At 42.4% G+C, this 26,226-nt stretch carries 26 protein-coding genes; 13 read left to right on the top strand and 13 right to left on the bottom strand.

Annotation, left to right across the window (positions count from 1 at the left end; all coding sequences use genetic code 11):
* The first annotated feature begins 857 nt into the window (after positions 1-857).
* From ACTXGF_RS13750 to oppF, 5 genes are all read left to right on the top strand, one after another.
* A complete protein-coding gene (locus ACTXGF_RS13750) occupies positions 858-2,528 on the top strand; it encodes an ABC transporter substrate-binding protein (RefSeq protein ID WP_443533061.1) in 1,671 nt (556 codons plus the stop codon).
* A 189-nt stretch (positions 2,529-2,717) separates the two neighbouring features.
* Complete coding sequence (oppB, locus tag ACTXGF_RS13745; RefSeq protein ID WP_443533062.1) at positions 2,718-3,638, top strand: oligopeptide ABC transporter permease OppB; 921 nt, start codon at positions 2,718-2,720, stop codon at positions 3,636-3,638.
* A gap of 98 nt (positions 3,639-3,736) precedes the next feature.
* Positions 3,737-4,642 (top strand): oligopeptide ABC transporter permease OppC, encoded by a 906-nt coding sequence (oppC, locus tag ACTXGF_RS13740; protein WP_057757598.1) that lies wholly within the window; start codon positions 3,737-3,739, stop codon positions 4,640-4,642.
* 27 nt (positions 4,643-4,669) lie between these two features.
* Positions 4,670-5,839, top strand: a complete 1,170-nt coding sequence (locus tag ACTXGF_RS13735) for an oligopeptide ABC transporter ATP-binding protein OppD (RefSeq protein WP_443533064.1) — start codon at positions 4,670-4,672, stop codon at positions 5,837-5,839.
* Positions 5,840-5,842: 3 nt separating this feature from the next.
* Positions 5,843-6,865: a murein tripeptide/oligopeptide ABC transporter ATP binding protein OppF gene (gene oppF, locus ACTXGF_RS13730; RefSeq protein ID WP_443533066.1), complete on the top strand. Its 1,023-nt coding sequence runs from the start codon at positions 5,843-5,845 to the stop codon at positions 6,863-6,865.
* Positions 6,866-6,975: 110 nt separating this feature from the next.
* Here oppF and ACTXGF_RS13725 read toward each other — a convergent pair whose 3' ends face one another.
* Entirely contained in the window at positions 6,976-7,230 is a 255-nt protein-coding gene (locus tag ACTXGF_RS13725) for a DUF2798 domain-containing protein (protein WP_102078218.1), read from the bottom strand.
* Positions 7,231-7,570: 340 nt separating this feature from the next.
* On the opposite strand from ACTXGF_RS13725, the gene ACTXGF_RS13720 reads away from it, so the two are divergent.
* On the top strand, positions 7,571-8,290 hold the full coding sequence (locus ACTXGF_RS13720) for an aspartate/glutamate racemase family protein (protein WP_443533068.1): 720 nt from the start codon (positions 7,571-7,573) through the stop codon (positions 8,288-8,290).
* Positions 8,291-8,315: 25 nt separating this feature from the next.
* Here ACTXGF_RS13720 and ACTXGF_RS13715 read toward each other — a convergent pair whose 3' ends face one another.
* On the bottom strand, positions 8,316-9,359 hold the full coding sequence (locus ACTXGF_RS13715) for an NAD(P)H-dependent flavin oxidoreductase (RefSeq protein WP_443533069.1): 1,044 nt from the start codon (positions 9,357-9,359) through the stop codon (positions 8,316-8,318).
* A 261-nt stretch (positions 9,360-9,620) separates the two neighbouring features.
* Between ACTXGF_RS13715 and ACTXGF_RS13710 the strand changes: the two genes are divergently transcribed.
* The gene (locus tag ACTXGF_RS13710; RefSeq protein ID WP_443533070.1) at positions 9,621-10,607 is read left to right on the top strand and encodes a GTP pyrophosphokinase; all 987 of its coding nucleotides are present in this window, start codon (positions 9,621-9,623) and stop codon (positions 10,605-10,607) included.
* Positions 10,608-10,768: 161 nt separating this feature from the next.
* Here the strand turns inward: ACTXGF_RS13710 and ACTXGF_RS13705 are convergent, their stop codons facing one another.
* From ACTXGF_RS13705 to ACTXGF_RS13690, 4 genes are all read right to left on the bottom strand, one after another.
* Complete coding sequence (locus ACTXGF_RS13705; protein ID WP_102078217.1) at positions 10,769-11,146, bottom strand: DsrE family protein; 378 nt, start codon at positions 11,144-11,146, stop codon at positions 10,769-10,771.
* 177 nt (positions 11,147-11,323) lie between these two features.
* Positions 11,324-11,875: an acyl-CoA thioesterase gene (locus ACTXGF_RS13700; RefSeq protein WP_443533071.1), complete on the bottom strand. Its 552-nt coding sequence runs from the start codon at positions 11,873-11,875 to the stop codon at positions 11,324-11,326.
* Between the two features lie 59 nt (positions 11,876-11,934).
* A complete protein-coding gene (locus tag ACTXGF_RS13695) occupies positions 11,935-13,032 on the bottom strand; it encodes a YheT family hydrolase (RefSeq protein WP_443533073.1) in 1,098 nt (365 codons plus the stop codon).
* Between the two features lie 299 nt (positions 13,033-13,331).
* On the bottom strand, positions 13,332-13,934 hold the full coding sequence (locus ACTXGF_RS13690; protein ID WP_443533075.1) for a YigZ family protein: 603 nt from the start codon (positions 13,932-13,934) through the stop codon (positions 13,332-13,334).
* A gap of 197 nt (positions 13,935-14,131) precedes the next feature.
* On the opposite strand from ACTXGF_RS13690, the gene ACTXGF_RS13685 reads away from it, so the two are divergent.
* Both ACTXGF_RS13685 and ACTXGF_RS13680 read left to right on the top strand, forming a co-directional pair.
* On the top strand, positions 14,132-14,836 hold the full coding sequence (locus tag ACTXGF_RS13685) for a pseudouridine synthase (protein WP_057757631.1): 705 nt from the start codon (positions 14,132-14,134) through the stop codon (positions 14,834-14,836).
* Positions 14,837-15,213: 377 nt separating this feature from the next.
* Positions 15,214-16,278, top strand: a complete 1,065-nt coding sequence (locus tag ACTXGF_RS13680; protein WP_443533077.1) for a disulfide isomerase DsbC N-terminal domain-containing protein — start codon at positions 15,214-15,216, stop codon at positions 16,276-16,278.
* 155 nt (positions 16,279-16,433) lie between these two features.
* Here the strand turns inward: ACTXGF_RS13680 and ACTXGF_RS13675 are convergent, their stop codons facing one another.
* Positions 16,434-17,084 carry a DUF2939 domain-containing protein gene (locus ACTXGF_RS13675; protein WP_443533079.1) on the bottom strand — a complete coding sequence of 217 codons (651 nt, stop codon included), beginning with the start codon at positions 17,082-17,084 and terminating at the stop codon, positions 16,434-16,436.
* Positions 17,085-17,127: 43 nt separating this feature from the next.
* On the opposite strand from ACTXGF_RS13675, the gene ACTXGF_RS13670 reads away from it, so the two are divergent.
* The 4 genes from ACTXGF_RS13670 (at position 17,128) to ACTXGF_RS13655 (ending at position 20,644) form a co-directional block, all read left to right on the top strand.
* Positions 17,128-17,256: a hypothetical protein gene (locus tag ACTXGF_RS13670; RefSeq protein ID WP_267442830.1), complete on the top strand. Its 129-nt coding sequence runs from the start codon at positions 17,128-17,130 to the stop codon at positions 17,254-17,256.
* A gap of 251 nt (positions 17,257-17,507) precedes the next feature.
* On the top strand, positions 17,508-18,644 hold the full coding sequence (gene dnaJ, locus ACTXGF_RS13665) for a molecular chaperone DnaJ (protein WP_057757637.1): 1,137 nt from the start codon (positions 17,508-17,510) through the stop codon (positions 18,642-18,644).
* Positions 18,645-18,816: 172 nt separating this feature from the next.
* A complete protein-coding gene (gene dapB / locus ACTXGF_RS13660) occupies positions 18,817-19,647 on the top strand; it encodes a 4-hydroxy-tetrahydrodipicolinate reductase (protein WP_443533082.1) in 831 nt (276 codons plus the stop codon).
* Positions 19,648-19,723: 76 nt separating this feature from the next.
* Positions 19,724-20,644, top strand: coding sequence for a hypothetical protein (locus ACTXGF_RS13655; protein WP_443533084.1), 921 nt, complete (start codon positions 19,724-19,726; stop codon positions 20,642-20,644).
* A gap of 82 nt (positions 20,645-20,726) precedes the next feature.
* On the opposite strand, the gene ACTXGF_RS13650 is transcribed toward ACTXGF_RS13655, so the two are convergent.
* From ACTXGF_RS13650 to ACTXGF_RS13625, 6 genes are all read right to left on the bottom strand, one after another.
* Complete coding sequence (locus tag ACTXGF_RS13650) at positions 20,727-21,902, bottom strand: type III PLP-dependent enzyme (protein WP_191115316.1); 1,176 nt, start codon at positions 21,900-21,902, stop codon at positions 20,727-20,729.
* Positions 21,903-22,048: 146 nt separating this feature from the next.
* Entirely contained in the window at positions 22,049-22,603 is a 555-nt protein-coding gene (gene def / locus ACTXGF_RS13645) for a peptide deformylase (RefSeq protein ID WP_057757649.1), read from the bottom strand.
* Positions 22,604-22,836: 233 nt separating this feature from the next.
* Positions 22,837-23,091 carry a GlsB/YeaQ/YmgE family stress response membrane protein gene (locus tag ACTXGF_RS13640; protein WP_057757652.1) on the bottom strand — a complete coding sequence of 85 codons (255 nt, stop codon included), beginning with the start codon at positions 23,089-23,091 and terminating at the stop codon, positions 22,837-22,839.
* Positions 23,092-23,448: 357 nt separating this feature from the next.
* Positions 23,449-24,930, bottom strand: a complete 1,482-nt coding sequence (gene mpl / locus ACTXGF_RS13635) for a UDP-N-acetylmuramate:L-alanyl-gamma-D-glutamyl-meso-diaminopimelate ligase (protein ID WP_443533086.1) — start codon at positions 24,928-24,930, stop codon at positions 23,449-23,451.
* Positions 24,931-25,191: 261 nt separating this feature from the next.
* Positions 25,192-25,821 carry a copper resistance protein NlpE N-terminal domain-containing protein gene (locus ACTXGF_RS13630; RefSeq protein WP_443533088.1) on the bottom strand — a complete coding sequence of 210 codons (630 nt, stop codon included), beginning with the start codon at positions 25,819-25,821 and terminating at the stop codon, positions 25,192-25,194.
* 201 nt (positions 25,822-26,022) lie between these two features.
* The coding region (locus tag ACTXGF_RS13625) for a hypothetical protein (protein ID WP_522885859.1) at positions 26,023-26,226 on the bottom strand (204 nt) is incomplete at its 5' end.

The raw sequence follows: 26,226 nt of genomic DNA, 5'->3' as shown, positions 1-26,226 counted from the left end.
GAGGTTATCGACTAACAAAGACACTATACTTAAAAATAGACTGGTCGTCTAGGAGTTGGATACATTTGCGCTAACGGGATTTTGTTATAGAAAGCTTGGCTTACATCGGTAATATTCTTTGTGTTACTGCTCACACTGATCTAGAGCTGTTCATGTTATTTGATTTATGGGTTTCAGCAGGATTCTCTAATGAATAGAGTCTTTTAGAGAAGAGTCTTTTAGAGAGAAACTAAAAAGAAAAATCATTGATAACATTACTCAATGAATTACAGCGAATATCTTAATGAATCACCGTGCTACTCAAGGTCGCACTAGAACGTATCGCATGAATGGTCTTTCATATAATTATCTAAATTATCAAATGTCTTACACTTAATAATAGAGTGCTATTCCAAGTATTAGTTCGTAAGCACTATAAAATGTCAAACATATGTCAGATACAATTTATAACATAAGAGTAGCATTTTGACGAATGATGGGTTTTTTATAAAAAAACTGGTTAAGTCCTTGTAGAATTCCATAAATTAGTATGTTTTTTGTTCGTTTCTACTAACTAATAATATATGCAGATGTATGACTAAATTCACGTTTTTTCTGTGAACTGAAAAATTGTTGACATTAATAACTTTTTTTATTATTACTATTACCAATAGTTTTCCAACACGCATTATGAACAGATGATAGTCATTTAGACAGACACTTCAAACAATCTAGATAACTATAATCATTACAAAGTTACTGGTCAGATTATGGCCTTTAACGACGTAAACAATGCATATGAAAACGATATATTAACTGTAAATGGATTTACTACTAGATTAGTTAATCTTATCGCCACCTGCCTGCTAGGACGCCATATGACCCGCAATTCTGTCTCCCTTCGTACTGCTGTATTTTTACCGACTTCTCTTGTACTTGCCATGTTTATGACAGGGTGTAGTGATAATGCGGCCACTAATAGTACCAGCTCATCAGCCAGTATTGATCCAAACGTACTAGCAGATACTCAAGAGCTGGTCATTAATAATGGAACAGAGCCTGAATCGCTTGATCCACATAAAGTGTCTGGTGTACCTGAGTCTAATATTGGTCGTCAATTATTTGAAGGGCTAACCAATACCGATGCAGACGGTAAAACCATCCCAGGAATCGCAACTGAGTGGGAGAGTCCGGATAACAAAGTGTGGACTTTCAAATTACGTGATGCCAAGTGGTCAAATGGTGACCCAGTCACTGCGCAAGACTTTGTTTATAGCATGCGCCGCCTAGTCGATCCTAATACAGCGTCGCCTTATTCAAGCTATTTGGTTGATGCTAAAGTAGTTGGTGCTGATAAAATCGTTGAAGGTGCTGCAGGTATAGATACACTTGGAGTAAAGGCAATTGATGAAAAAACACTGCAAGTAACTTTGTCAGAGCCAGTGCCTTATTTTCCAGATATGCTTATTCATAATTCCGTCAAACCTGTGCATCAAAAAACAATCGAAGCATTCGGGGATAAATGGACAGATCCTGCCAATATCGTCGTCAACGGCCCTTACAAAGTTAGTAAATGGCAGATTAACGATGAGCTCGTTTTGACACGTAATACTTCTTATTATGATGATGCAAATACAACACTTGATACCATCACGATGCTACCTATTCCTTCTAGCACGACCGATGTAGCACGCTATCAGGCTGGTGAAGTGGATGTCACTTATAATGAGATTCCAACCGAGCAGTTTGCTTCTTTGAAAGAGAAAAATGGTGATGAACTCAGAGTTTCACCTTATCTCTGTACCTATTATTACGAGTTTAATACCGTCAAGCCTCCTTTCGACAACCCTAAAGTACGTCGTGCCTTAGCCTTGTCACTAGATCGTGACACCATTGCCGATAAGGTTATTGGACAAGGCCAAACAGCGGCTTATCAGCTCACACCTATAGCAGCTAATGGCAAGGTGGAAAATAAACCAGAATGGTCAACGTGGGATAAAGAGAAGCGTATTGCTGAAGCCAAAAAACTACTAAATGAAGCTGGCTATAACGAGAATAATCCGCTTTCCTTCGAGCTGCTTTATAACACCAATGACAATCATAAAAAGGTCGCAGTTGCTGCCACTTCGTTATGGAAACAAGCGCTCGGTTTCGTCGATGTAACCTTGACCAATAAAGAATGGAAAACCTATCTTGATACACGCCGTAACGGTAACTATCAAATCGCTCGTGCTGGTTGGTGTGCCGACTACAACGAACCTTCAGCATTTTTGAATATTGCCAAATCTGACAATAGCGGTAACTACGGTAAGTACGCCAATGCCAATTTTGATAGCTTAATGGCTCAAACGTTAAAAGCGGGCGTCACGCCTGAGCAACGTGCAAGCTTATATCAAAAAGCGGAAGCACAGTTAGATCAGGATATGGGGCTACTTAATATCTATCACTATGTCAGCCCTCGTTTGGTAAAACCTTACGTCATCGGCTTTTCAACGAAAGATCCTCTAGACAACTGGCAAGGTAAAGATATCTCTATCGCCAAGCACTGATCATTAAGCACTGATCATCAAAGAATTACCATCCAATAGTCTTATTAGCAGGCGCTATGAAAAGGAGTAATTCCGATTGATAGCGTCCGTCTGCTATGGACCAGAGAAAGTCTGAAAGTGGCGTAAATACTCAAAACGAGCATTTTGAAATCAAGCGTTGTTGTACAGGTAACCTTATAAAGAGGCATTATGCTAAAGCTTATTTTTCGGCGGATTTTAGAAGCCATTCCGACCATGTTTGTTTTGATAACCGTGTCTTTTTTTATGATGCGTTTGGCACCGGGCAGTCCTTTTACTAGTGAGCGTAGTTTGTCGCCAGCAGTATTGGCCAATATCGAAGCCAAATACAATCTCAATGATCCTATGTGGCTGCAATATGTTAATTATCTCAAGCAGCTGGCTCTAGGCGATTTCGGACCATCCTTTAAGTATAAAGACTATACGGTCAATGAATTGTTATCGCAGTCGTTTCCGGTATCAATGGAACTTGGCTTGTATGCTTTTGTATTAGCACTGGTGTTGGGGCTTATTCTTGGGGTGATAGCTGCGCTCAAGCAAAACTCTTGGATGGATTATATTCTGATGGCGTTTGCCATGACGGGTGTCGTGATTCCAAGCTTTGTAAAAGCCCCTTTATTAGTACTGGTGTTTGCGATTCTTTTACAGTGGCTGCCCGCCGGTGGCTGGAATGATGGAGCAGTGCGAAACCTAATACTGCCTGTTACAGCTTTAGCATTGGCTTATGTCGCTAGTATTGCACGTATCATGCGTGGCTCGATGATTGAGGTGATGAATAGTCAGTATATCCGTACGGCAAGGTCTAAAGGGTTGCCGATGCGTCGAATCGTGATGAAGCACGCGCTCAGACCAGCATTACTACCTGTGATCTCTTATCTGGGTCCTGCTTTTGTCGGCATTATCACTGGCTCTATCGTGATCGAGACTATTTTTGGTTTACCAGGTATCGGGCAGTTATTTGTGAATGGTGCGCTGAATCGCGATTATGGTGTTGTGCTTAGTTTGACCATTTTGGTTGGTGTATTGACGATTGCCTTCAATGCCATCGTCGATATTTTATACGCCATTATTGATCCAAAAATCCAGTATTGATATTGGTATTAATGGCCACTTAAAGCACACCGTATAAATGCCAATTATCGCTTAAAAATAAATATCAGATTCTCAATTAAATGAGTAAAAGGACGACTATGAGCCTGACCGTAGACCAGCCAACCGAGCTTATGGAACTGCCTATCAAAGAGATAAAAGGCCGTAGCCTTTGGCAAGATGCATGGCGCCGTTTTTATCAAAACAAGGCGGCAGTGACGAGCTTTTTTATCCTATTACTCGTCGGTATGTTCGTCATCTTTGTGCCCATGCTAGCACCTTTTGGTTATGCAGAGACTGATTGGAACTTTATGCAATCTGCGCCATCGATTGAAAACAAGCACTATTTCGGTACTGACTCGCTCGGTCGAGATTTACTCGTACGTACAGCAGTCGGCGGGCGAATATCACTATTGGTGGGTATCGCTGGTGCAACGGTGGCGGTATTGGTTGGTACGGTGTATGGCGCAACGTCAGGCTATCTAGGCGGCAAAGTAGATATGATTATGATGCGCTTTTTGGAGATTCTAAGCGCCTTTCCATTTATGTTCTTTGTGATTTTGCTAGTGACGATATTTGGTCGTAACCTTATTTTAATTTTCGTCGCTATCGGCTTAGTCTCTTGGCTAGATGTTGCTCGTATCGTCCGTGGTCAAACACTGAGTCTGAAGAGTAAAGAGTTTATAGAAGCAGCCCACGTCGGCGGGGTATCAGGTTTTAACATTATCCTGCGTCATATCGTGCCCAACGTGCTTGGTGTGGTTGTGGTGTATGCCTCTTTGCTAGTGCCAACGATGATTTTATTTGAGTCGTTTTTGAGCTTTTTGGGACTTGGGGTTCAAGAGCCAATGACCAGCTGGGGTGCGCTACTCCAAGAGGGCTCACAAACAATGCAAGTTGCGCCTTGGCAAATTTTGATTCCCTCGGCTTTCTTAGTCATTACTTTATTTTGTTTTAACTTTATCGGCGATGGTCTACGTGATGCGTTTGACCCTAAAGACCGCTAGACTCAAGCTCGCTAGGAGAAAAACATCATGTCAATACAAGATAGCAATAGCGCACCTGAGAAAGTAGACTCTACTGTTCGTAAAGTGGGCGCTGACTCAATGCTCAATGCCCAAGCCAATCATGCTAAACAAATTAGTCAAGAAAGCAGTTTATTAGCAGTTAAAGATTTATCTGTGCAATTTACGACCGAAGATGGACTTGTAACTGCAGTGAATGGTTTGAATTTTAATCTGCATGATGGTGAGACGTTGGGTATCGTTGGTGAGTCAGGATCTGGCAAGTCACAGACGGCGTTTGCCATCATGGGTTTGCTGGCAAAGAACGGCCGAACCAAAGGTTCCGTAAAATTTGAGGGCAATGAGTTATTAGGCTTATCTCAAAAAGCATTGAATAAAATTCGTGCTGAGCAAATCGCTATGATCTTCCAAGATCCGATGACCTCACTCAATCCATATATGAAAATAGGCGATCAGCTTGCCGAAGTGTTGATTCTGCATAAGGGTATGAGCAAAAAAGATGCGTGGGCGGAGTCGATACGTATGTTAGATGCGGTCAAAATTCCTGAGGCAAAAAAACGGATTGGTATGTATCCGCATGAGTTTTCAGGAGGGATGCGCCAACGGGTGATGATTGCGATGGCACTCCTCTGTCGTCCGAAATTATTGATTGCCGATGAGCCAACGACGGCGCTTGATGTGACCGTACAAGCACAGATTATGGTGCTGTTAAATGAGCTAAAGCGTGACTTTGGTACCACTATTATTATGATTACTCATGATTTGGGTGTGGTAGCTGGTATCTGTGATCGGGTACTCGTGATGTACGCTGGTCGTACCATGGCGTATGGGGAAACGGAAGAGATTTTCTATACGCCGACGCATCCTTATACCATCGGGCTATTAAAAGCTATTCCGCGTCTTGATGATGATAAAGGTAAGCTTGAAACCATTCCTGGCAGTCCGCCCAATTTATTGAATCTACCGACTGGCTGTCCTTTTCATGAGCGTTGTACGCATGCCATGGATATCTGCCGTGATGTACCACCACCACTTGAGTTTTTGCCGAATGAGCGTCAACGTGCTTGCCATTGGCATCCTGAGATGCAGATTGATGATTCAGCAGACGTTACCAAGGGTATGGCAACAGATACTGACCCTAAGACTAATATCAATAACCTATCGACATTGGAGGGCTAGGACATGACATTATCTAATATAGGCATAGTCAAAGAAAGCCAAGCTCCACTACTACAAGTGCAGGATGTGCATACGACGTTTAATATCAAACAAAAAGGGACGTACTTTTGGCAAAAGCCAGACACCTTAAAGGCTGTCAACGGTGTCTCGTTTGAGCTATTCGCTGGCGAGACTTTAGGCGTCGTAGGTGAGTCGGGCTGCGGTAAATCAACGTTAGCGAGAACGATTATCGGCTTAGTGAGAGCCAATGCTGGCAGCATAAAGTTTGGTGATGAAGAGATAGTAGGCGCCTCTAAGAAAACCATGAGAATAAAGCGCAAAGACATTCAAATGATATTCCAAGATCCGCTAGCGTCGCTTAACCCACGCATGACGGTAGGCGATATCATCGCAGAACCACTGCGTACCTACTATCCAGAAATGAAAAAATCTGACGTACAAGATGAAGTACGTACAATGATGAAAAAGGTTGGGCTACTATCTAATCAGATTAACCGCTATCCGCATGAGTTTTCTGGTGGTCAGTGTCAGCGTATTGGAATTGCTCGCGCCCTAATACTAAAGCCTAAAATCATCATCTGTGATGAGCCAGTATCGGCTCTTGATGTCTCGATTCAAGCGCAAGTCATTAACTTGTTGCAAGACATACAGCAAGAGATCGGGTTGGCGCTTATCTTTATCGCCCATGATCTATCAGTGATTAAACATATCGCGGATAGAGTGCTTGTTATGTATTTAGGACATGCCGTCGAGCTAGGTATAAACAAAGCTGTGTACGGAAATCCGACGCATCCCTATACACAAGCACTAATGTCAGCGGTACCATTACCTGATCCTATTGCCGAACGTAATAAGGTCATTCAGTTATTAGAGGGCGACTTACCAAGTCCAATCAATCCACCGTCAGGCTGCGTATTCCGTACTCGCTGTCCAATAGCGGATAGCGAGTGTGCACAAATCAAACCTGTGTTAGAAGGTACTTTGGACCATAGAGTGGCTTGTTTGAAGAATAAGGTTGAACTCTAATTAACCTACATCCATGATGCTATCGGTATAAAGAACACTAGTATAGATAATTCATCAGCGTAGTCAGTGATGTCCACTATGTAGTGGTTTTAGCTGCGGTAGAGTATATTTTAATAAAACTCTATCCTACTCAGTACGTGCTCTTGTACTAGATAGGCGCAGATGTACGCACTTGGCCATGCAAACATAAAAGCCAGTCCCCACGAATGCATCAACTCCATAAAGAATCCGTCGATAAAGCCTTGTTTGACCACCAACAGGGCTGTTGAGATAATCAGTGACATCATCATCGCCATCAGACCTGTAAAGATAAGGCGATAATATTTGCGGCGCGTACGTATTCTGATAGTGGGGAAGTTGGCCATAGTATTCGGTTGTCCTACATAGTGTTAGCTACGCCCAGCCTATGATGCGGGCATACGTTGTAAGTTAATAGTTAGGTGGTGAGCAGGCATAATAAATGGATAAGGTATTGGCTACCAGTGTTCATCATACTCCGTGAGGTCAAACGGGTAAAATCGTTATTATCAATGGTAGGGTTTGCGATATGTTATTAATATGATTATTGTCTTTAAGGCAGCATTTTAAAGCTTTTTGCAGAGATCATTTCTAAAACGAATATCTCTAAAAATAGCGCGTTCTCAACAGTCGATTTTGCTACGATAACTTACTATAACTAAGACCAAAAACAACTAGGAGTATAGTATGGCAGTTCAAGAACAAAGAGATTCTCAAAAAAAAACATTAGGAATCATCGGTGGTATGAGCTGGGATAGTACCGAGAGCTATTATCGTCTGATTAATGAAGGTGTCAAGCATCAGCTTGGCGGACTACATTCCGCAGATTTATTGATTCATAGTGTGGATTTTGCGTTGATCAATACGTTACAGGAGCAAGGCAGATGGGACGAGCTAGGTGTGATAATGGCTAACAGTGCTCAGCGTCTACAAGCAGCTGGCGTACAAGGAATCATGATTGCCTCTAATACGATGCACAAACTGGTCGATGACGTGCGCTCCGCCACAGACTTGCCATTGACTCACATCGCTGATGCGACTACTGATGCTATCAAAAAACAAAATCTTACCAAAATAGCCTTACTTGGTACTCAGTTTACGATGACTCAAGATTTTTATAAGCAGCGTCTTATTGATGCGGGTTTACAAGTATTGATACCAGAAAATGAGGCACGAGCAGAAGTGCACCGCATTATCAAAAAAGAGCTGTGTGTTGGTGAGTTTAAAGACAGCTCACGAGAGTATTATCGTCAAGTGATTAAAGATTTGGCAGCGCAAGGGGCAGAGGGTGTGATCTTGGGCTGCACAGAGATTGGTCTACTTATCAAACAGGCTGATAGCCCGATACCTGTATTTGATACCACAGCTATTCATGCAGCTGCGGCGGTGGATTTTTTGTTAGAGTAGTGCGAACTGATAAAAATATTTAAGCCTATAACGTTTTTACCAGTCGCTCAAGCAGTTCAAGCGTGCTTTCTTGTTTGACCAAAGTTATCCCTTGTCCTGCCCATAAAGATTGATGTTCTGCATCCATATTCTGAGACGCATGAGCTCGCATAGATTTGGATATGGCATTTAATTGCGGGTAGGGCGGTAGCTCATCAGCGCTTTCAAATTGAGCAAAATCACGTAGATAATCGTTTAATAAACCACGAGCGAGCTTACCTGAAAATAATCGAGTTAAGCGTGTCTCTGAGCTGCGTCTATTGTGACTGGCATTGAGTAAGGCTTGTTTATAAGTATCATTGATACCGCATTGGTCAGTGGTCAAAAACGCCGTCCCCATTTGTGCAAGCTCAGCACCTGCCGCTTGTACTGCTTTGATATCCTGTCCCGTCATAATGCCACCTGCTGCAACCAAAGGAATATCAGTACAGGCGCGGGTCTGGCCAATCAAAGTCAATAATCCCAATGGATCGCTTTCACTTTGCAGTAACCAACCACCGCGATGACCTCCCGCTTCGACCCCTTGTACACATACCGCATCTGCGCCAATATCCGCCCATGCTTTCGCTTCTAGTGGATGATTGGCGGTGCCGATGACGCGCGTGCCGATACCTTGCAGACGCTGAACTTGATCAGCACTGATAATGCCAAAGGTAAAACTGGCAACAGGCACAGGGTTGTCATAGAGCACTTGTAGCTGCTCTGCAAAGCTCTGTGCTGGGCGTTCAAGTAGTGTAATTTCGATATTATTGTCTTGATAGTATTGACTTAGCCAAGCGGGAATTTCGGTATCAAAGGTGCTCGACTCATACTCAGATAACACCATTAGATTAATCATAAAAGGACGGTCGGTGAGCGATTTAATAGTATCAATTTGGCTGGTCAAAACATTTGGCGCAGTCATACCAGATCCTAGTGAACCCATTCCACCAAAGTTACTCACCGTCGCTGCCAGCTCAGGTGTGGTTGCACCTGCCATGGGAGCTTGGACGATAGGGTAGGTTAAGTTTAGGGTATCAAGTAAGGTCATGACAGCTGCCTTTTTAGTAGAGTGTTTGCATGACTTACTTTAACAGAGCTGAGTAAAGAGTATGTGAGATAGTGTTTATTTAGTTGCTAAATAAGGTGATGATTTTTGACTATAAATTTGTAGTTAAAATAGTTAGCTATGGATTTGTAGTTAAGTGATACATCAAAATCTGTAACTATAAATTAGTTTAGTTTATTCGAGTATTTATAATGTAAGATACAATTATCGACTTTCCGTAACAAACTTCTAATGAGCTACAAAATGAATTCAATACTAAAAGAGTATGATAACTCAAAAATTTTATTGGAAAATCTAGATAGGACTCTTCTAAATCTAATAAACTCTCTACTTAAGCAAAAAAATATTAGAGTTCATCAAGTACAAACCAGAGTCAAAGATAGAGATAGTTTAGAAAATAAAATCATAAGAAAAAATGATAAATACAAGCATCTTAGTGATATTACAGATATAGTTGGTGTGCGTATTATTACTTATTTTGACGATGAAGTAGATCAAATTGCAACTATGATTGAAGAAGAGTTCGTTATAGATCAAGATAATTCTGTAGACAAGCGTAAAATAGATAATGATAAATTTGGTTACAGAAGCCTGCATTATGTGGCTAATTTAAAAAAAGATAGGATAAACTTACCGGAATATTCTAGCTGTGGAGAGCGTAAGTTTGAATTCCAAATTAGGACAATCTTACAGCACTCATGGGCTGAAATTGAACATGGGCTAGGCTACAAAGGTGAATTTGAGATACCTTCTTCCGCAAAACGTACTTTTTATAGAGTGGCGGCTCTTTTAGAGCAAGCAGATATTGAGTTCGTAAAGTTAAAGTCTACAATTGAAGATTATGAAAAAGATGTAAGTATAGGAGTTAGAGAAAATCCAAGTCAAATTGAAATTAATAAAGCTTCACTCATCTCATTTATTACCAAGAATGAAAATGTAATTAGAATTGAAGATAAAATAGCTAGTTATGGGAATGATATTTTTATTACTGATGATGAAATTCAGGAACTAATCAGTGACAACCTATTAGGATACATAAAATCATTAGGTGTTAAAAATATTGAACAACTTGAGCAACTATACTTAGATAATGAAGACGGTCTTATAAACCAAGAAAAAGATAAGTTCACAACAAGCAACGTTGTTGGTTTTGACAGAGGAGCTTCTATACTTTGGCTGATGAGCTTTCTTGCAAAGTTAAGTGGAGAAAAGGTAGATATATATATCTAAAGATGATTTAACTATCTATTATGTATTTTTAATTTTGATCTAATCGTTGATTAGTAATGGTTTCTATTAAAAGGTAAATAAGAAAGTCAGTCTTCTAAGTCACCAAAACGATGACTAAGAAACTGACCCATTCTTATAACTTCGATTTTTAACATTTATTATTAATTCAATTGCAACGACCCTTTCGCATTCATCAGTAGCTCAACCACATCATCACCGCTAATTACTTCAAAGCGCTTGTCGATATCTGACTCTTCTACACCGTTGTGTTTCATACAAGCACCGCAGACCAATACTTGACCACCTTTTTCGATAAAGGCTTCTAGTAACTCACCAGCTGGCTCAAACGGATCGCCGATATCTACATTGTCTAGCGCATTTGGTTTTGCCAGATGTACGGCATCCACCATGAGTATGACAGTAGCAGAATGGCCTTTTTTCAGTGCCACGCCTGCCATGGTAAACGCTAAAGTAATTTTGCTTGGGTTTGATTCACTATTATCAAATAACGTGCCGACATAATCTGTTGTATTAGCCATATTATTCTCCTTATAAGACTATATTTGTTTTGTCTGAGTATGTACTCACTACTATCCTAACATTTGTTATATGTATTTATATAATGAGTTGTTATGAAATAGTAGCTATAAGGTTGCTTGCTTGTACCGTCTGTTAAATAAGTTAAAAGTAATGGATTTCTAGCTTATAGAGTTAAATTAATCGGCTGAGTCTACGGGTGGCCACGGACGATCAGCATCACTTTTGATCCACTCAGCCACGTAACCCGTTGGCGGTAGATCCCAATCAGACTGGCCCAATGCAGCCAGTACTTGTGCCGTGTCGATCACTCTGCCACCTTTGGTTACACCGGTACGCAGTAGACCAGATGAGCAGGGCTGCCCTTTGACCCACATTGATTGCTCAATATACAGCCAGCGCGCGTCGATACCGACGATTTTGGTTTTGAGCGTGACTTTTTGAAAGGCGCGAATACGCTTACGGTATTGAATAGTGCTGCCAGCGATGACCAAACCCCAGCGTTGTTTTAACAATTGCTTGCCAAGCCCAGTCCGTACCGCAAAGTCCATACGACCCAAATCATAAAGCGTAAATACGCGGCCGTTATTCATCTCCAAAAAATTATCTATATCGGATAAGCGGCAGCGAAACTGAATCTCACTGGTGTCCTTAAACGTCAGTGTGTCGCCCTTTTTTGCTTTTAGGGCAGCATGAGCGATGGTGCTAGCATAACGGATAAATGGGTACATAAAACACTCTCAAAAGGTTATAAACGTTGGCGTTATTATTTTGTCATTGATGACAGTGATTATTTATTGTCAGAGACTACATCCTGAGAGGGTTCGCTAGTAGAAGCCACACCAATCCAATTAAAATAAGCGCTGACAGTTTCAGGTATCCAGTTAATATCGAACTTTGAAGTCTTGGACTCTTTATCATTGGTGACAGACGATTTGCTTTTGGAATGACCATTGTCTGAGCGATAACGCAGATAACCGATGTGCCCACCGTGCTCAGTATCTAAGATAGTGACACTTTCAGAGACATCATTTGGGGTAGCAGTAAAGCCAATAAAAGGGTCGTCTTTTGCACTGATTAATAGCAGAGGGTGAGTGACATTGCGCAAATACGGCATGGCGGATGCGGTATGGTAATAATCGTTTTTGGAGCGATATCCGTGACGCGGCGCAGTAAAGATATCATCGAAATCACTGATACGATTGGCAGCTTTGATAGAGTTGATTTCATCTTGAGTGAGATCGTTTGCCAATGCTTTTTTAATAATTGGGTTAAGCAGATACGGCGTATAGATACGATGACTCAAAAAGCTGTGCATAGTAATGGCAGCTGAAGACATATCGACTGGCGCAGAGATGACAACAGCACCTTTACAAAGGACTTTGTCCTCATATTCGCCCATGTATTTGGCCAGTGCATTGCCACCTAATGAGACGCCAACCGCATAGATATTGGCATACTGCTGACGCAAATTCTGTAGCGCATGATGCACCTCGTCAGTGTCGCCTGCGTTGTAGAACACCGTGCCGCTAGCAGGAATACCGCCGCAACTGCGAAAATGCGCCACCACAAAGTGCCAGCCTTGCGCGTGCATTTGGTACGCTAGTGCGCGTGCGTAATGACTGTCACTACTGCCTTCCATGCCATGGAATAGCACAATCAATGGGGTTTGCTCAAGCTCGCCATCTTTTGATACTTCTATAGGGTGCGCATCATAAAAGTCATAAGCAATATCGCTCTCATCCAGTGAGTCTTTTTCGACCACGCGGCGGTAGGTGGGTGCCTTTGGCGCAAAAAACTTGGGTAAGATGCTTTGCAAGTGTGGATTGGTCAGCCAAAATGGTGGCTTAAAAGGGGCTGGAGAAAAAGGTTTGGTTGAAGTTGACATATATTGGTCTTATTTAATGATCGTGGAAAAACAAATAGAGTAGCGTGATAAGGGTTTTTTATCATAACGCCAGTACCTGTGAAAACCAATAATTTTCAGTGAACGCATGATTACTGAAAAGCAGCTACTGGAAATTAGCTACTGGAAATTAGCTACTGGAAATTAGCTACTAAAAGCAGTTACTGAGCAGTAGGTGCTGAAAATCATTTACCGAGAAACAGTTACTGAAAACAGCTAACAAATAAGCATATTGAAAAGAAAACTATCTAAAACGGTCGATGAGAGTAGTTAGTTAGATTTTAATCTTCTGAATTGTTCAATACTCGACCATCCATTGCTAAGCGCGCTTTTAGACTTTCGACATCTGCTTCAGCAAGTGTAGCTGTTAGGGTTACTTGCTTGCTATAGGCGACATCGTCGATATGACCACCAAGGCTTTCTAACATATAGCGGCATTGAGCTTCAGTCGCAAACTCTGTCAGTATCTGAATCTGGGTCATCGGTACATATGGGCTTAATATCATCTCGTCGACGGCCGCTTGAGCAGAGCCCGCATAGGCGCGTGTAAGGCCGCCAGCACCCAATTTGATACCACCGAAGTAACGTACTACGACGATAATCACGTTGCCGATCGACTTATGCTGCAGTACATTTAATATTGGCCTGCCTGCCGTACCGCTTGGCTCACCATCATCATCGAAACCAGCACTGGTGGTATTATTAGGGTCACCAATGATGTATGCCCAGCAGAAATGGCGTGCATCGGGATATTGCTCTCGTAGTTGTTCCACGTGAAACATTGCTTGTTCACGAGAGGTTACTGGATAGGCGTAAGCGATAAACTCAGATTTTTTAATTTCGAGTCGCGTGGTAACGGCACGTTTTAGCGTTTGATAGCTCATATTTCATCAGGCTTAGGTTGGATATGTTAAACTGGTCTGACTTTCACTGGCTTTTGTATTGGGCACAGTGTTCATTTAATTTTTCATTATAGTACCATTTCTAACCATCGAAGATAACGAGCCGCTCACGGCTGAGTGCTGGCGTCGTTAGTTTCTGATTTAGGGCTGGTATAATAAAACCGATGGTAGTAAATAGTATGCGTTTAGATAAATTCATTAGTAAAGCCACCGAGCTGTCGCGTAAAGAGTCAAAAAAGATCATGCACGCCGGCGAAATCACTGTAAACGATCAAGTGGTTAAAGATCCTGGCCTACATGTCGATGTCGTCAATGATGATGTGATGTGGGCGGGCGAGCCATTATCGGTCGCTGCGGGCAATCGCTATATCTTGTTGTACAAGCCTGAAGGTTTTGAGTGCACGCTAAAAGTTAAAGAGTATCCAATCGTCACCGAACTGATTGCTGTACCAGAATTGGGCAGCTTGCGTATCGCTGGGCGTCTCGATGTCGATACTACTGGCGCATTGCTCATGAGTGATGATGGTGGCTGGCTACATCGTGTCACCAGTCCTAAGCACGAGCATGCAAAGGTGTACGAGCTGACATTGGCAGATGCAATGGACAGTGATGCACAAGAAAAAGCCGTGAAGAAAGTGGCGGAAGGCATCTTGCTTGAAGGTGACTATGAGCCAACCAAGCCTGCTGTTCTTGAGTTCATCGATGAAAAACATGCACGCCTAACATTGGAGCAGGGCAAATATCATCAGGTCAAACGTATGATGGGTTACTTTGGTAATCGAGTCACGGAGCTGCACCGCGCTAGTATCGGTCATATCAATCTAGAAGGACTAGAAAAAGGCGATAGCCGTTTCTTAACGCCAGAAGAAGTTGCCAAGTTTTAATAAATAAGCACTGAAATTACTAAGCTTTGGCCTTAGTATTTGTCTTGAAACTATCGTTTTGAACCCATTAGCAGCCGCTACCCAGTGTGCTGCTTTTTGCGGTCTGCTATATTGTATTTATTTCTACTATCTACCTGTGTTGCCTATCTCTTAAGGCTAAGTAGCAGTTTTGCGACATTAGCCATTTAGTGCTTTGTAAAACTATCCCATATGCTACAGTCTTTTTTATCTATATTTTTATGACAGACAACTCTTAAACCAATTCCAAAAATCTGACTAATCAGAAAGTGGATTGCTACCTTTCAGTTAGTAATAGATTTGGAATTGGTCTTAATATTAAAAACTGCCATTATTAAAAACCAGATAGGAATCTCTCTGTGACATTACCTGTATTAAAGTCCACTAGTCTAATCAGCGTCATACTATTAGCAACCACTGCTTGCGCTCAGCCAAGTTCAGCGGATGCTAATAGCAATAACGTAACGCAAAACACTACAAATTCGCAAGCAACTCAGACAGTGAGTGCGACTGTTGATAAGCGATTGCGCCAAATATTGACCCAAGCAGGCATCAAAACACAGATTACTTCTATTGTGCCATCTAAACTGCCCAATATGTATCAAGTCAATTTGGCTGGCCAGTTGCCGCTGCACATCACCGAAGATGGTCGTTACGTCATACAGGGTGAGCTACAGAAGAATCCAAGTAAGCAAGTTGTCACTAAAACGCCAGTACGTAGCACGAGTGCGCAAGTAGGCAAACCTCTCAATACGAGTGTCAAGTCTGACATGCTAGCAAATATGGCTGCGCTTAAGAATATGAGCACGAAAACACCATTCTTTTATACCGCAGTACCGGGTGTCATCTGGGGTGCAACGCTAGAAGGCGTGCCGTTTTTACTATCGGACGATGCGCAGTATATTACCGATGGTGAAATATCAGTCATCGAAAATGGTCAATTTATCGGCCTCGATGAGAACTTTGAAAAACGCAAAAATCAGTCTGTGTTTGCGTCATTGGACAAAAGCCAACTGATTACTTATCCAGCTACTACTACTGAGAGAGCCGTTATCTATGTGGCTGATGATGTGAATTGTCCTTATTGCCGCCGACTGCATCAGCAAGTGCCATCGCTCAATGCAAAAGGCGTGACGGTCAATGTCATCGGCTATCCGATATATGAGGCGTCACCGAAGCAAATGCGTGGTATCTGGTGCCAAGCAGATGAAGGCAGTCGTCGTCAGGCATTTGACAAGGCGATGCTACAGGGTGAAATGACACCTGCATCAGCAAGTTGTACAGTTGACCATGTGACACCCAATCGTGAAAAAGCAGCTGGACTCGCGGTAATGGCGACGCCTGCCATCTATCGTGAAGATGGCGTGCTGTATCAGGCGAGTTTTGAGAGTCCAGAATTTTTAGAATTCTTGGGTGTTGAATAATTGATTGGTATGGTTAAGTGTTTCAACAGTTCAAAAACTTAAGATATTGGACTGCTAAACAAAGTAAAAAAACCGCCTTATGAATCAGTTTATAAGGCGGTTTTTTTATGGTTCTATTCAAAAATTTTTGCGTCTCAAAAGCTGTCTTAAATAATTTATGGTAAGACGATATCAACGATTTTCCAATTGATAAGCCCTTCACGCTGCATCTCGATAGTGAGAGGATAGCCTTTCACCTGACCACTAATACTAAAGCAATTGATACCACAGTAGCTCAGCGTTGGCTTTTCGCTGTCATTGCCTTGGGCGACTTGCTGCTCAAGTTCTGCCGCTTGTTTTTTCATGACTTGCTGTATTTGGCTTTTGACCACGGCATCGACATCACCGCGCTGAATGATTAAGCTCTGAATTAGGTTTTTCAAGTCAACTTGATCGCTAGCGATGGCCCATGCTGCGGCTAGCTCTTTGGTTGCCGTGTTGGCTTGACCTTGGGTATTAATCACTTTTTCGATATTCTGCGGCGTGATGGCCCCTTCAACTGCCTGCGCGATAAAACCATTCGCGGCTTGGGTCAACGGCTCACCACCCAATTCAGAAATTAGGGGATACTTAGTCATTGTCGTCGCAAATTGGCTGGTTAGCTGATTTTGGACGCTTGGTCGCACTTGCTCATAATCAATAGCCGCTGCGATAGTGGCACCGTCTTTATCGTCATAAGCGTTTTTGAGCTGATAAGCACTGTAGTATGGCGAGCCTGCATACACTGCTACCGCAATGATGATTAATAGAATAACCAGCTTTTTCATAAGACTTGATACCTTGTCGCAATCGTCATCACTATGAGTATAAATGACCGTAGATGTGACGGTAAATATTAGCACGACTATGCACCGCTCAGGTACGAAAAGCTTTGCAGTAACCTTAATGAATCGTTTGGCTTTTGCCGCAGCGATGCCAACTGCTAATTTCATCATCTAAGAGCTTGATAAATCAGCAGACCATCTCCATAAATAGCGCAAACTTTTTATAATTGATTTGGCTAAGCAGCCTTCACCGTATTTGTTGGTTAAGTCTAAGCATTATGGTTCTATAGCCTGGTGAGTTATTATGTTTCATGTGAAACGTAATACATATCCACTAGCTAAGAACCACGAATAAGATTAAGACAATTATCAACTGAGCTGATGATTTGACGAACCGGTGTGGCTGTAAAGACGATAGGAGAGAGCATGAGTAAGCGCGATTTTTATGAAATATTAGGTGTCAGCAAGACTGCTGACAGCAAAGAAATTAAGCGAGCCTACCGTAAGCTTGCCATGAAATACCATCCAGATCGCAACTCTGATGATCCTGATTCGGAAGACAAATTCAAAGAAGCTTCAATGGCTTATGAAGTATTGAGCGACGAAGAGAAACGTTCAGCCTACGACCGTATGGGCCATGCAGCCTTTGAAAACGGCATGGGTGGCGGCGGCTTCGGCGGCGCAGGTGGCGGTAACTTCCAAGATATCTTTGGCGATATCTTTGGTAACTTCGGTGATATCTTCGGTCAGCAGCGTGGTGGCGGCGGTGGGCGTTCGCGTCGCGGCTCTGACTTGCGTTATGTGATTGAGCTGACATTAGAAGAAGCTGTACGTGGCTGCAAAAAAGAAATCAGTTTTACGGCTCCTGCGCCTTGTGATACCTGTGATGGTAAAGGGGCAAAAAATGCTTCTGATGTTGTTACCTGTCAGACGTGTCATGGCCAAGGTCAAGTACGTATGCAGCAAGGTTTCTTTGCGGTACAGCAAGCTTGTCCTCATTGTGGCGGTACTGGTAAGCAGATCAAAAACCCTTGTTCGGACTGTCATGGCAATGGCGTAAAAGACAAATCACGCACCTTAGAAGTCTCTATCCCTGCAGGCGTCGATGATGGTGATCGCGTTCGTCTAGCAGGCGAGGGCGAAGCAGGCGGCGCTGGCGTACAAAACGGCGATCTATATGTCGAAGTACGCGTCAAACAGCACAATGTCTTTACCCGTCAAGGCGCTGATCTATATATGGATGTACCCGTAAGCATCACCGATGCAGCATTGGGTAAAGAAGTCGAAATCCCAACCTTAGATGGTAAAGTAAAAATCAAAGTGGCAGAAGGTACGCAAAGCGGTAAGTTATTGCGTGTACGCGGCAAAGGCGTAACGCCAGTCCGTACTACCATGAAAGGTGACTTGATTTGCCGTGTGGTTATCGAAACGCCAGTAAATCTGACTCGTGAGCAAAAGGATTTGCTACGCCAATTCCAAGACACTTTGGATGATGACAGCAAGCATCAACAGTCGCCGCATAAAAAATCATTCTTCAAAAAAATCGGTGATTTATTCGATTAAGAAATAATCTAATTAAGTAGCTAGTATTAAACTAAGCCCAAAGGTTTCATGTGAAACTTTTGGGCTTTTTATTGATAGTATAAAAAGCCATTCTTGTGTCGATATTTGCTAAACTTACAATAAATATGGTCAAAAATAATTTCACCAAATATAAAACAGCTAAGGTAAAAGTATGAGCGAACAAGCGAATCATAAATCTATCAACGTTGGGGTAATCGGTGCAGGCGGGCGTATGGGTCGTATGCTTATCGAGGCAGTACAGAATAACCCGCAAACTACATTAAAAGCAGCGATTGAGCGTCAAGGCTCTAGCCTAGTCGGAGCAGACGCCGGTGAAGTTGCTGCTATCGGCCATTTAAATGTGCAAATCGTTGATGACTTAGCCGCTGTTATTGATGATATTGATGTACTGATTGATTTTAGCTTGCCTGACGCCACTGAAAAAAACATGCAAGTTTGTGCTGAGCATAATGTTGCTATGGTCATCGGTACGACAGGATTCAATGAACAGCAAGAACAAGTACTGGCAAAGGCAAGTGAGAAAATCACTATCGTATATGCGGGTAACTATTCGACAGGCGTTAATTTATCATTGAAGCTACTCGGTATGGCTGCCAAAGCGTTTGGTAATGATGCTGATGTAGAAATCATCGAAGCCCATCATAAGCATAAAATTGATGCGCCTTCTGGTACCGCATATATGATGGCCGAAGCCGTCGCGGAAGCGCGCGGACAAAACCTAAAAGACGTCGCTATTTATGGCCGCGAAGGACAAACTGGCGAACGCGAATCTGGCACAATTGGTATTCACGCAGTACGCGGTGGCGAAATCGTAGGCGACCATACTGTGATGTTTATCGCAGATGGCGAAGTGGTCGAGATTACCCATCGTGCACGCGCGCGCATGACATTTGCCGCTGGTGCAGTACGTGCCGCAACGTGGGTCGTTGAACAGGAAGTAGGACAGTACAATATGCAAGACGTGCTTGGATTAAGTGACTAACGACTATTTATAGTTAATGGTTGATGATTGACTATAGCGTGATGACTGATGACTTAATAGCAGCAAGGGAGCAGGTATGAATAGTATCAAACGTTATGTTAGGCATAAACTGATAAATACTTTTTGTACCACCAACCTTGCAAGCCTATCAGCCTTTGCACTGAGTCTAGCGGTTCTACCAATAACCGTACAAGCTGGTACTGCTCAAACCTATGTTATCCATACTTATGGTGGGGCTAGTCTGTTACCTGCAGTAAGGCAGCAATTAAATAGTAGCGCAGACGGTGGTACGGTGACTACGTATCAAGATAAATTGGTACTGCAAACCACTGCACGCAATTATCAGGCTGTACAGCAATTGTTGTCTCAGATTGACCGTCAGCCACAGGCATTGACGGTCGCCGTACGTGTTGGCAATAGTAGTAACGGGCAAGGTAGTATTCAGCAGGGTCAGGTCATTATTACCAATCGTGGTATCCAAGGTACAGGCGTTATTAGTCAGCGTAGCAGCCAGCAGCAGAGTAGTAATCTATATCAAGTACAAACACTATCTGGCAGTGCGGCGAGTATCAGCACAGGTACGCTCTACTCACTGTCTCAAACCTACAATGCTAATAACCATTCAATTTATCATCGTTCAGCTAACGATAACTTCAAACCACAGATTGTGATTCAGCAGCAAATACTACTGCCAACGACACAAGGGATTGCCGTCACACCAAGACTGCTGCCCAATGGGCAAATGGAAGTACAACTTTCCCAAGTGGAAGAAAGGTTAGTGCAGCCGAATTCACCTTATAATCAAATGAGTTCTACTGACAATTCCACTGGCAGTGCTAGCAATGCTATTCGGGGTCAAAGATTGAACAGTACGATGATCGTGCCACGTGGACAGTGGATGACGATTGGACAGATTTCACAAAACTCAAGCAGTAGCGCTAGTAACGGTAGCCGTAATACTAATACTAGCGTGCCTATTTCTTTGCGGATTGATTAGTTCACCAAGCAAATCATTATGCACAAAAAAGCGCGACACGGGTATTAACCGTGCCGCGCTTTTTTGTGGAACATTACAAATACTAGTCAATATAAACCACTTCTAGCGGTGGGAAACCATTGAACTCTACCGATGAGTAAGAGTTGGTATAAGCACCAGTGGTGAGCCAGTAGATTTTATCACCAATCTCAAGCTCTTCTGGTAGCTGATAGCCTGCTTCTTCATACATAATATCGGTTGAGTCACAAGTTGGACCTGCCAGTACTACTGTGCCTTCACTGGTAGACGTTTCCATCTTAGGCGTATACACAGGATACTTGATAGCTTCACCTAGCGTTTCGATTAAGCCTTGGAATAGACCAACGTCGGTATATACCCAACGAGTCAAATCAGTATCAGATTTACGAGATATCAGTACCACGTCACTGACCAATACGCCTGAACCACCAACCAACGAACGACCCGGCTCCAAAATAATCTCCGGCATTTCGTCATCATTATAGTCATCAGTCAGATAGCTGGTAATCTCTTCCGCGTAGACTTTGATAGGGTTGACTTCGCTGATGTAGTTGGTCGGGAAGCCGCCGCCCAAATTGATCATTTGCAGCTTGATACCTTCTTCGTTCTTCATCCAGTCAAACATATATTTAACTTTGGATAATGCATCATCCCATGCAGCGACGTCTTTTTGCTGGCTACCGACGTGGAATGAGATACCATAAGGAACCAAGCCCAACTCGCGTGCTTGAACCAGTAGGTCGATTGCCATATTAGGATGGCAACCAAACTTACGTGATAATGGCCATTCTGCTGTCTCTGATCCTTGAACCAAGATACGCACAAATATTTTAGAACCTGGAGCGTGTTTGGCAATGTTTTTTAGATCCGCTTCTGAATCAGTCGCATATAGATCGATGCCTTTCTCAAAAGCATATTTGACATGCTCAGCTTTTTTGATGGTGTTGCCATATGAGATACGAGATGGCTCAACGCCGCAACCAAGCACGCGATCAAGCTCATAGATAGAGGCGCAGTCAAAGTTTGAACCAAGGTTTGCTAGTAGATCGATTACTTCCACTGCAGGGCTAGCTTTCATTGCATAATGCAGTTTTGCGTTAGGAAACAGGCTTACCATCTCGTGGTATTTGGTTTCGATACGACTAAGGTCAACTACTAAGAAAGGCGTCTCGCGACCTTCAGCAGCCTTGGTAAATTTCTGCCAGCTGGCAGGTTCAAAATATTGGTCAATTTTGATCATTGTCATAGTAGTAAACCTTTTGTGGAAACTGTATCGGTTAGAAAAATTATCGCCAAACAGTGAATGCTAAATATTAACACCCACTGTAGACGTAACTATGTGAAGGATAAAGACGAAATAGAAAGATAAGAATAAAGAGTAGCGCTTTAAGAATTGACGGCTTGTGTCTGTTTTTCTGCTGATTGAGCTTCTTGCTTTTCGCGTATTTTAAGAACTTTACGGACTTTATCACGAGCACGAGTCTGTTTAAGACGAGACAAGTAATCAACGAAGATTACGCCATTTAGGTGATCCATTTCATGCTGAATACAAACAGCAAGCAGTCCTTCAACTACTTCGTCGATGACCTCACCGTTACCGTCTAACGCTTCGATACGGACTTTATTAGGACGTTCGACTTTGTCATAGACATCAGGTACAGATAAGCAGCCTTCTTCATACGGTTGCTTTTCTTCTACCAGTGGCGTAACTTTTGGATTGATAAAAACTCTAGGAGAGCTTTTGTCTTCAGACAAATCCATAACGATAAGCTGAATATGATGATCCACTTGACTGGCTGCAAGCCCAATGCCTTGAGCATCATACATCGTCTCGATCATGTCTGCGATTAAGGTTTTGATTTCAGCAGTCACTTCCTTGACAGGCTTGGCGATAGTACGCAAGCGAGGATCTGGGTAACTTAAGATAGGGAGTAGTGCCATAACGCTCACCTCAATGATAAGGACAAAATAGGGTTGATATTATAAGATAAATGGGGACAAAAGTAATGCTTATCAATACTTTCGCAGTCATATGATGCTATATGCAGATAGAAAGACTAAATTTCGATGATAAATGGCATAAAAAAGCCCTGCTTAACGCAAGGCTTTGTTTATATAGTATTTTAATTAGCTAGTAATCATTTATGACTAAACTATGCATGGCTTATGACCAATTATGCACGGCGTTTATTTACGATCATTTCATACAAGAACAATAAGATAATTGCACCAATTACTGAGAATATAAGACCAGTGAAACCGCCATCAGCGTTAATACCAATTAGGCCAGCTAGGAAACCACCTAGCATTGCACCAACGATACCCAATACAATAGTCATAATCCAACCCATAGGGTCGTTACCTGGTTTGATAGCACGTGCTAATAAACCAGCGACTAAACCTACAATAATCATCCAAATAAAACTCATGTTATTCTCCTAATATTATTAATATTTATAATGTGTTACAAGTTTTGATAAATCTATTGTAAACACTCCTCGGACGCAAAAGTAAGCATAAAATGTTACTACTGTAGGGGCTATGTGAGGAAAAAGTCCGATTTGCTATCGAGTAAGGGCAATAAGTAAACGAAAGGTTACAAAGGTAGCAGTGGTGCTAACAGCGTTTATCAATGTGGTGCCTGTAGTGCTGAACTCATATAGTGAAGACATATAAATATTAGAAATAAAAAACGCAGCCATCTATTAGATGGCTGCGTTTGTATGTAAGAGAATAAGAAGAGCTAGTTCTTTATAAGAGCTGCTTCATTATCTTAGTTAGAAGCGTTAGCCGTTATGCAATGCGGTTAATAAACGCTGATGAATCCCCTCAAAACCGCCATTTGACATGACCACAATCGCGTCACCTGCTTTTGCATGACTGCTGATATGCTCAATGATAGCATCAATGCTTGATAGCACTTGCTGGTTGCCGATAGCGTCGCTGGTAGCCTTGGCCTGTTCGATGACTTCTCTTAAGCCCCATTCTAAACCAGTAGGCTCGTACCATAATGTGTAGTCAGCAAGTGCCGCTGATTGAGCCAAGCTGTCTTGATGAATGCCCATTTTCATGGTGTTACTACGCGGCTCAATGATAGCCCAAATACGTCTATCAGCCAGCTTCTTTTTGGCACCATCCAATGTGGTTGTAATAGCTGTTGGATGATGGGCAAAATCATCAAAGACTAAGATGTCATTGACGTCGCCAATCAGCTCCATCCGGCGCTTAATACCAGCGAAGTCTGATAAAGCGGCACAGGCAGTCTCAACACTGACACCAACGTCATAGGCAGCAGCCACAGCAACTAATGCATTGTTGACGTTATGGATGCCGCTCATCGACCAGTTTACGATAGCAGTTGCCTCTTTATCAGCAGCAAAACTGACTTTGAACTTACTACCGTCTTCTTGAATCAGCTCAGCTTGCCAATCGCTACTATCTTTTAGGGCACGCGTATTTTCACTCGTATCATCTAAAGTAGAGTCGATGACAGCAGTACGCCAGATAGGTGTCCAAACCCCTTTCGCTAGCGTATCTTCTAAACTGATGGTCGCGGCTGGCATAATGATTTTGCCAGTGCTTGGAATCATGCGCACCATATGATGGAACTGAGTTTGTATCGCATTAAGATCTGCGAAGATATCTGCATGATCAAACTCAAGGTTATTCAAAATAGCAGTACGCGGACGATAGTGAACGAACTTCGAACGCTTATCAAAAAACGCAGAGTCGTACTCATCTGCTTCAATCACAAAGTAACCAGATTTATCATCAGCGCTTTTATCAGCACCTAAATAGCTGCTGTGCGCGAACACTTGCTGTAGCTGCTCGTCAGTCGTATCAACCAATGGCACACCGCCAATCAAAAACCCTGCGTCGATACCAGCATAATGTAATATCCACGCAAGCATAGTCGTGGTTGTGGTCTTACCATGTGTCCCTGCAACGGCGATTACATGGCGTGACTGCAATACTTGCTCAGATAAAAACTGCGGACCTGAGGTATAGCGCAAGCCATTATCTAGCATATACTCAATCACATCCATGCCGCGCTTCATCGCGTTCCCAACGACCACTAAGTCTGGCGTTGGTTGCAAGTGCTCTACCAGATAGCCTTCTTCGATAGTCACACCAGCATTTTCGAGCTGAGTGGACATAGGAGGATAGACATTGGCATCTGAACCCGTGACCGTATGCCCAAGCGCACGTGCTAGCAATGCCAGTGAGCCCATAAAAGTACCACAAATACCAAGGATATGAATATGCATAGACGTTCCGTACGCGCTTGAATGAAAAGAATAGAGAGCTGATAAAATAAAGTATGAGGTGCCTAGCTGTTATCAGTAAAAATAACCACTTTGATAAACAACGACCAATACATCAGCTTGGCAAACAAGCAATCATTGTAAAGTAAACCCTGTTCGATGACCAATAAAAAACGCCTAACAAGTAGGCGCTATGTAGCTAATGTAATTTGGTCGTTTTAGTATGTAGAGATACGCCAACTAACAGTCAGCATGATGACGCTTTTATTTGCGAGATAACGTATAGTCATCCTCTAAATTATCGTGCTCGTCGATCCGTATCAAGTGGTTATCTTGGATATGGTAGGTCTCGATATTTTTTCCTTCATAGACAATGGTAATTTTATCATTGTCTTGTCGGTAGATGCCCGATTCGAGTAGGGGTGTTTTTGGTTTTTCAGGATTATGATAATAACTTGCTTTTAGTACGGAACCATCGGCGAATAAGTTCAATGTGACATCAATACTGTCGCAATCTGTACAAGAGACCATGCCACCATAATCGCCCATCAATGTCGCTTGCAGCATACTGCTTTTCGCTTCTGTTCGCTCCATAGAGCTGTCTGCATAGGTATCTTTATTTGACTGAGCAGCAGCAATTAATGATTGCCCTTCCACCATTTCGCTTGTCTCATCATCACTCGCTAGCTCAGCATTGTCATCTTGCAATGATTGTGAAGCATCTTGCGACTTAGAACCAGTCGACGCGAACGTAGATACCATGTCTTTATCGGTATTGGACGAGGCACTATCACAGCCTACGAGTAGCACGCATAGTGACGCTACAAGTAACGAAGGACGCCACCGTTTTACGATAGCAAGCGTGGTAGAGCGAACGGGAGCAAAATATATCATGGTCATACCAAAAACAGTTTTTAACAAGTATTTTTCAAGCTCATCTATACTATCGACAACGTAAAGCAATTGTCAAAGATAAGGATAATAAGGCATGGGTGCGTAGTAATAATATAAATTAAGAACTTGATAGCATTATCTTATATTCAAAATACAGATAGCTTATGAGTAGAAAGCGACAAATATCTAATGCTTATCCGTTTATAAGGTAAGCTGACTAAAGATATCAAAGGCTTGAAAATATCTCTGTGGGCTTTTTGTTGTTGGCCTTATATCTAAAAGGCATAAGTTGACATTAGCGATACCTATTGGTAACGCTAATATGGGTTGTAAGGGTGGGTTAATAGTAGACAAAAAAATAGACATTGTATCGAAGATAGCAATGTCTGTTTTAAAAGCAAAACT

Origin of the sequence: Psychrobacter sp. 1Y6 (assembly GCF_052258385.2) — a bacterium.
Lineage (GTDB): Bacteria > Pseudomonadota > Gammaproteobacteria > Pseudomonadales > Moraxellaceae > Psychrobacter.
This window is presented reverse-complemented; position numbering and strand designations above follow the sequence as displayed.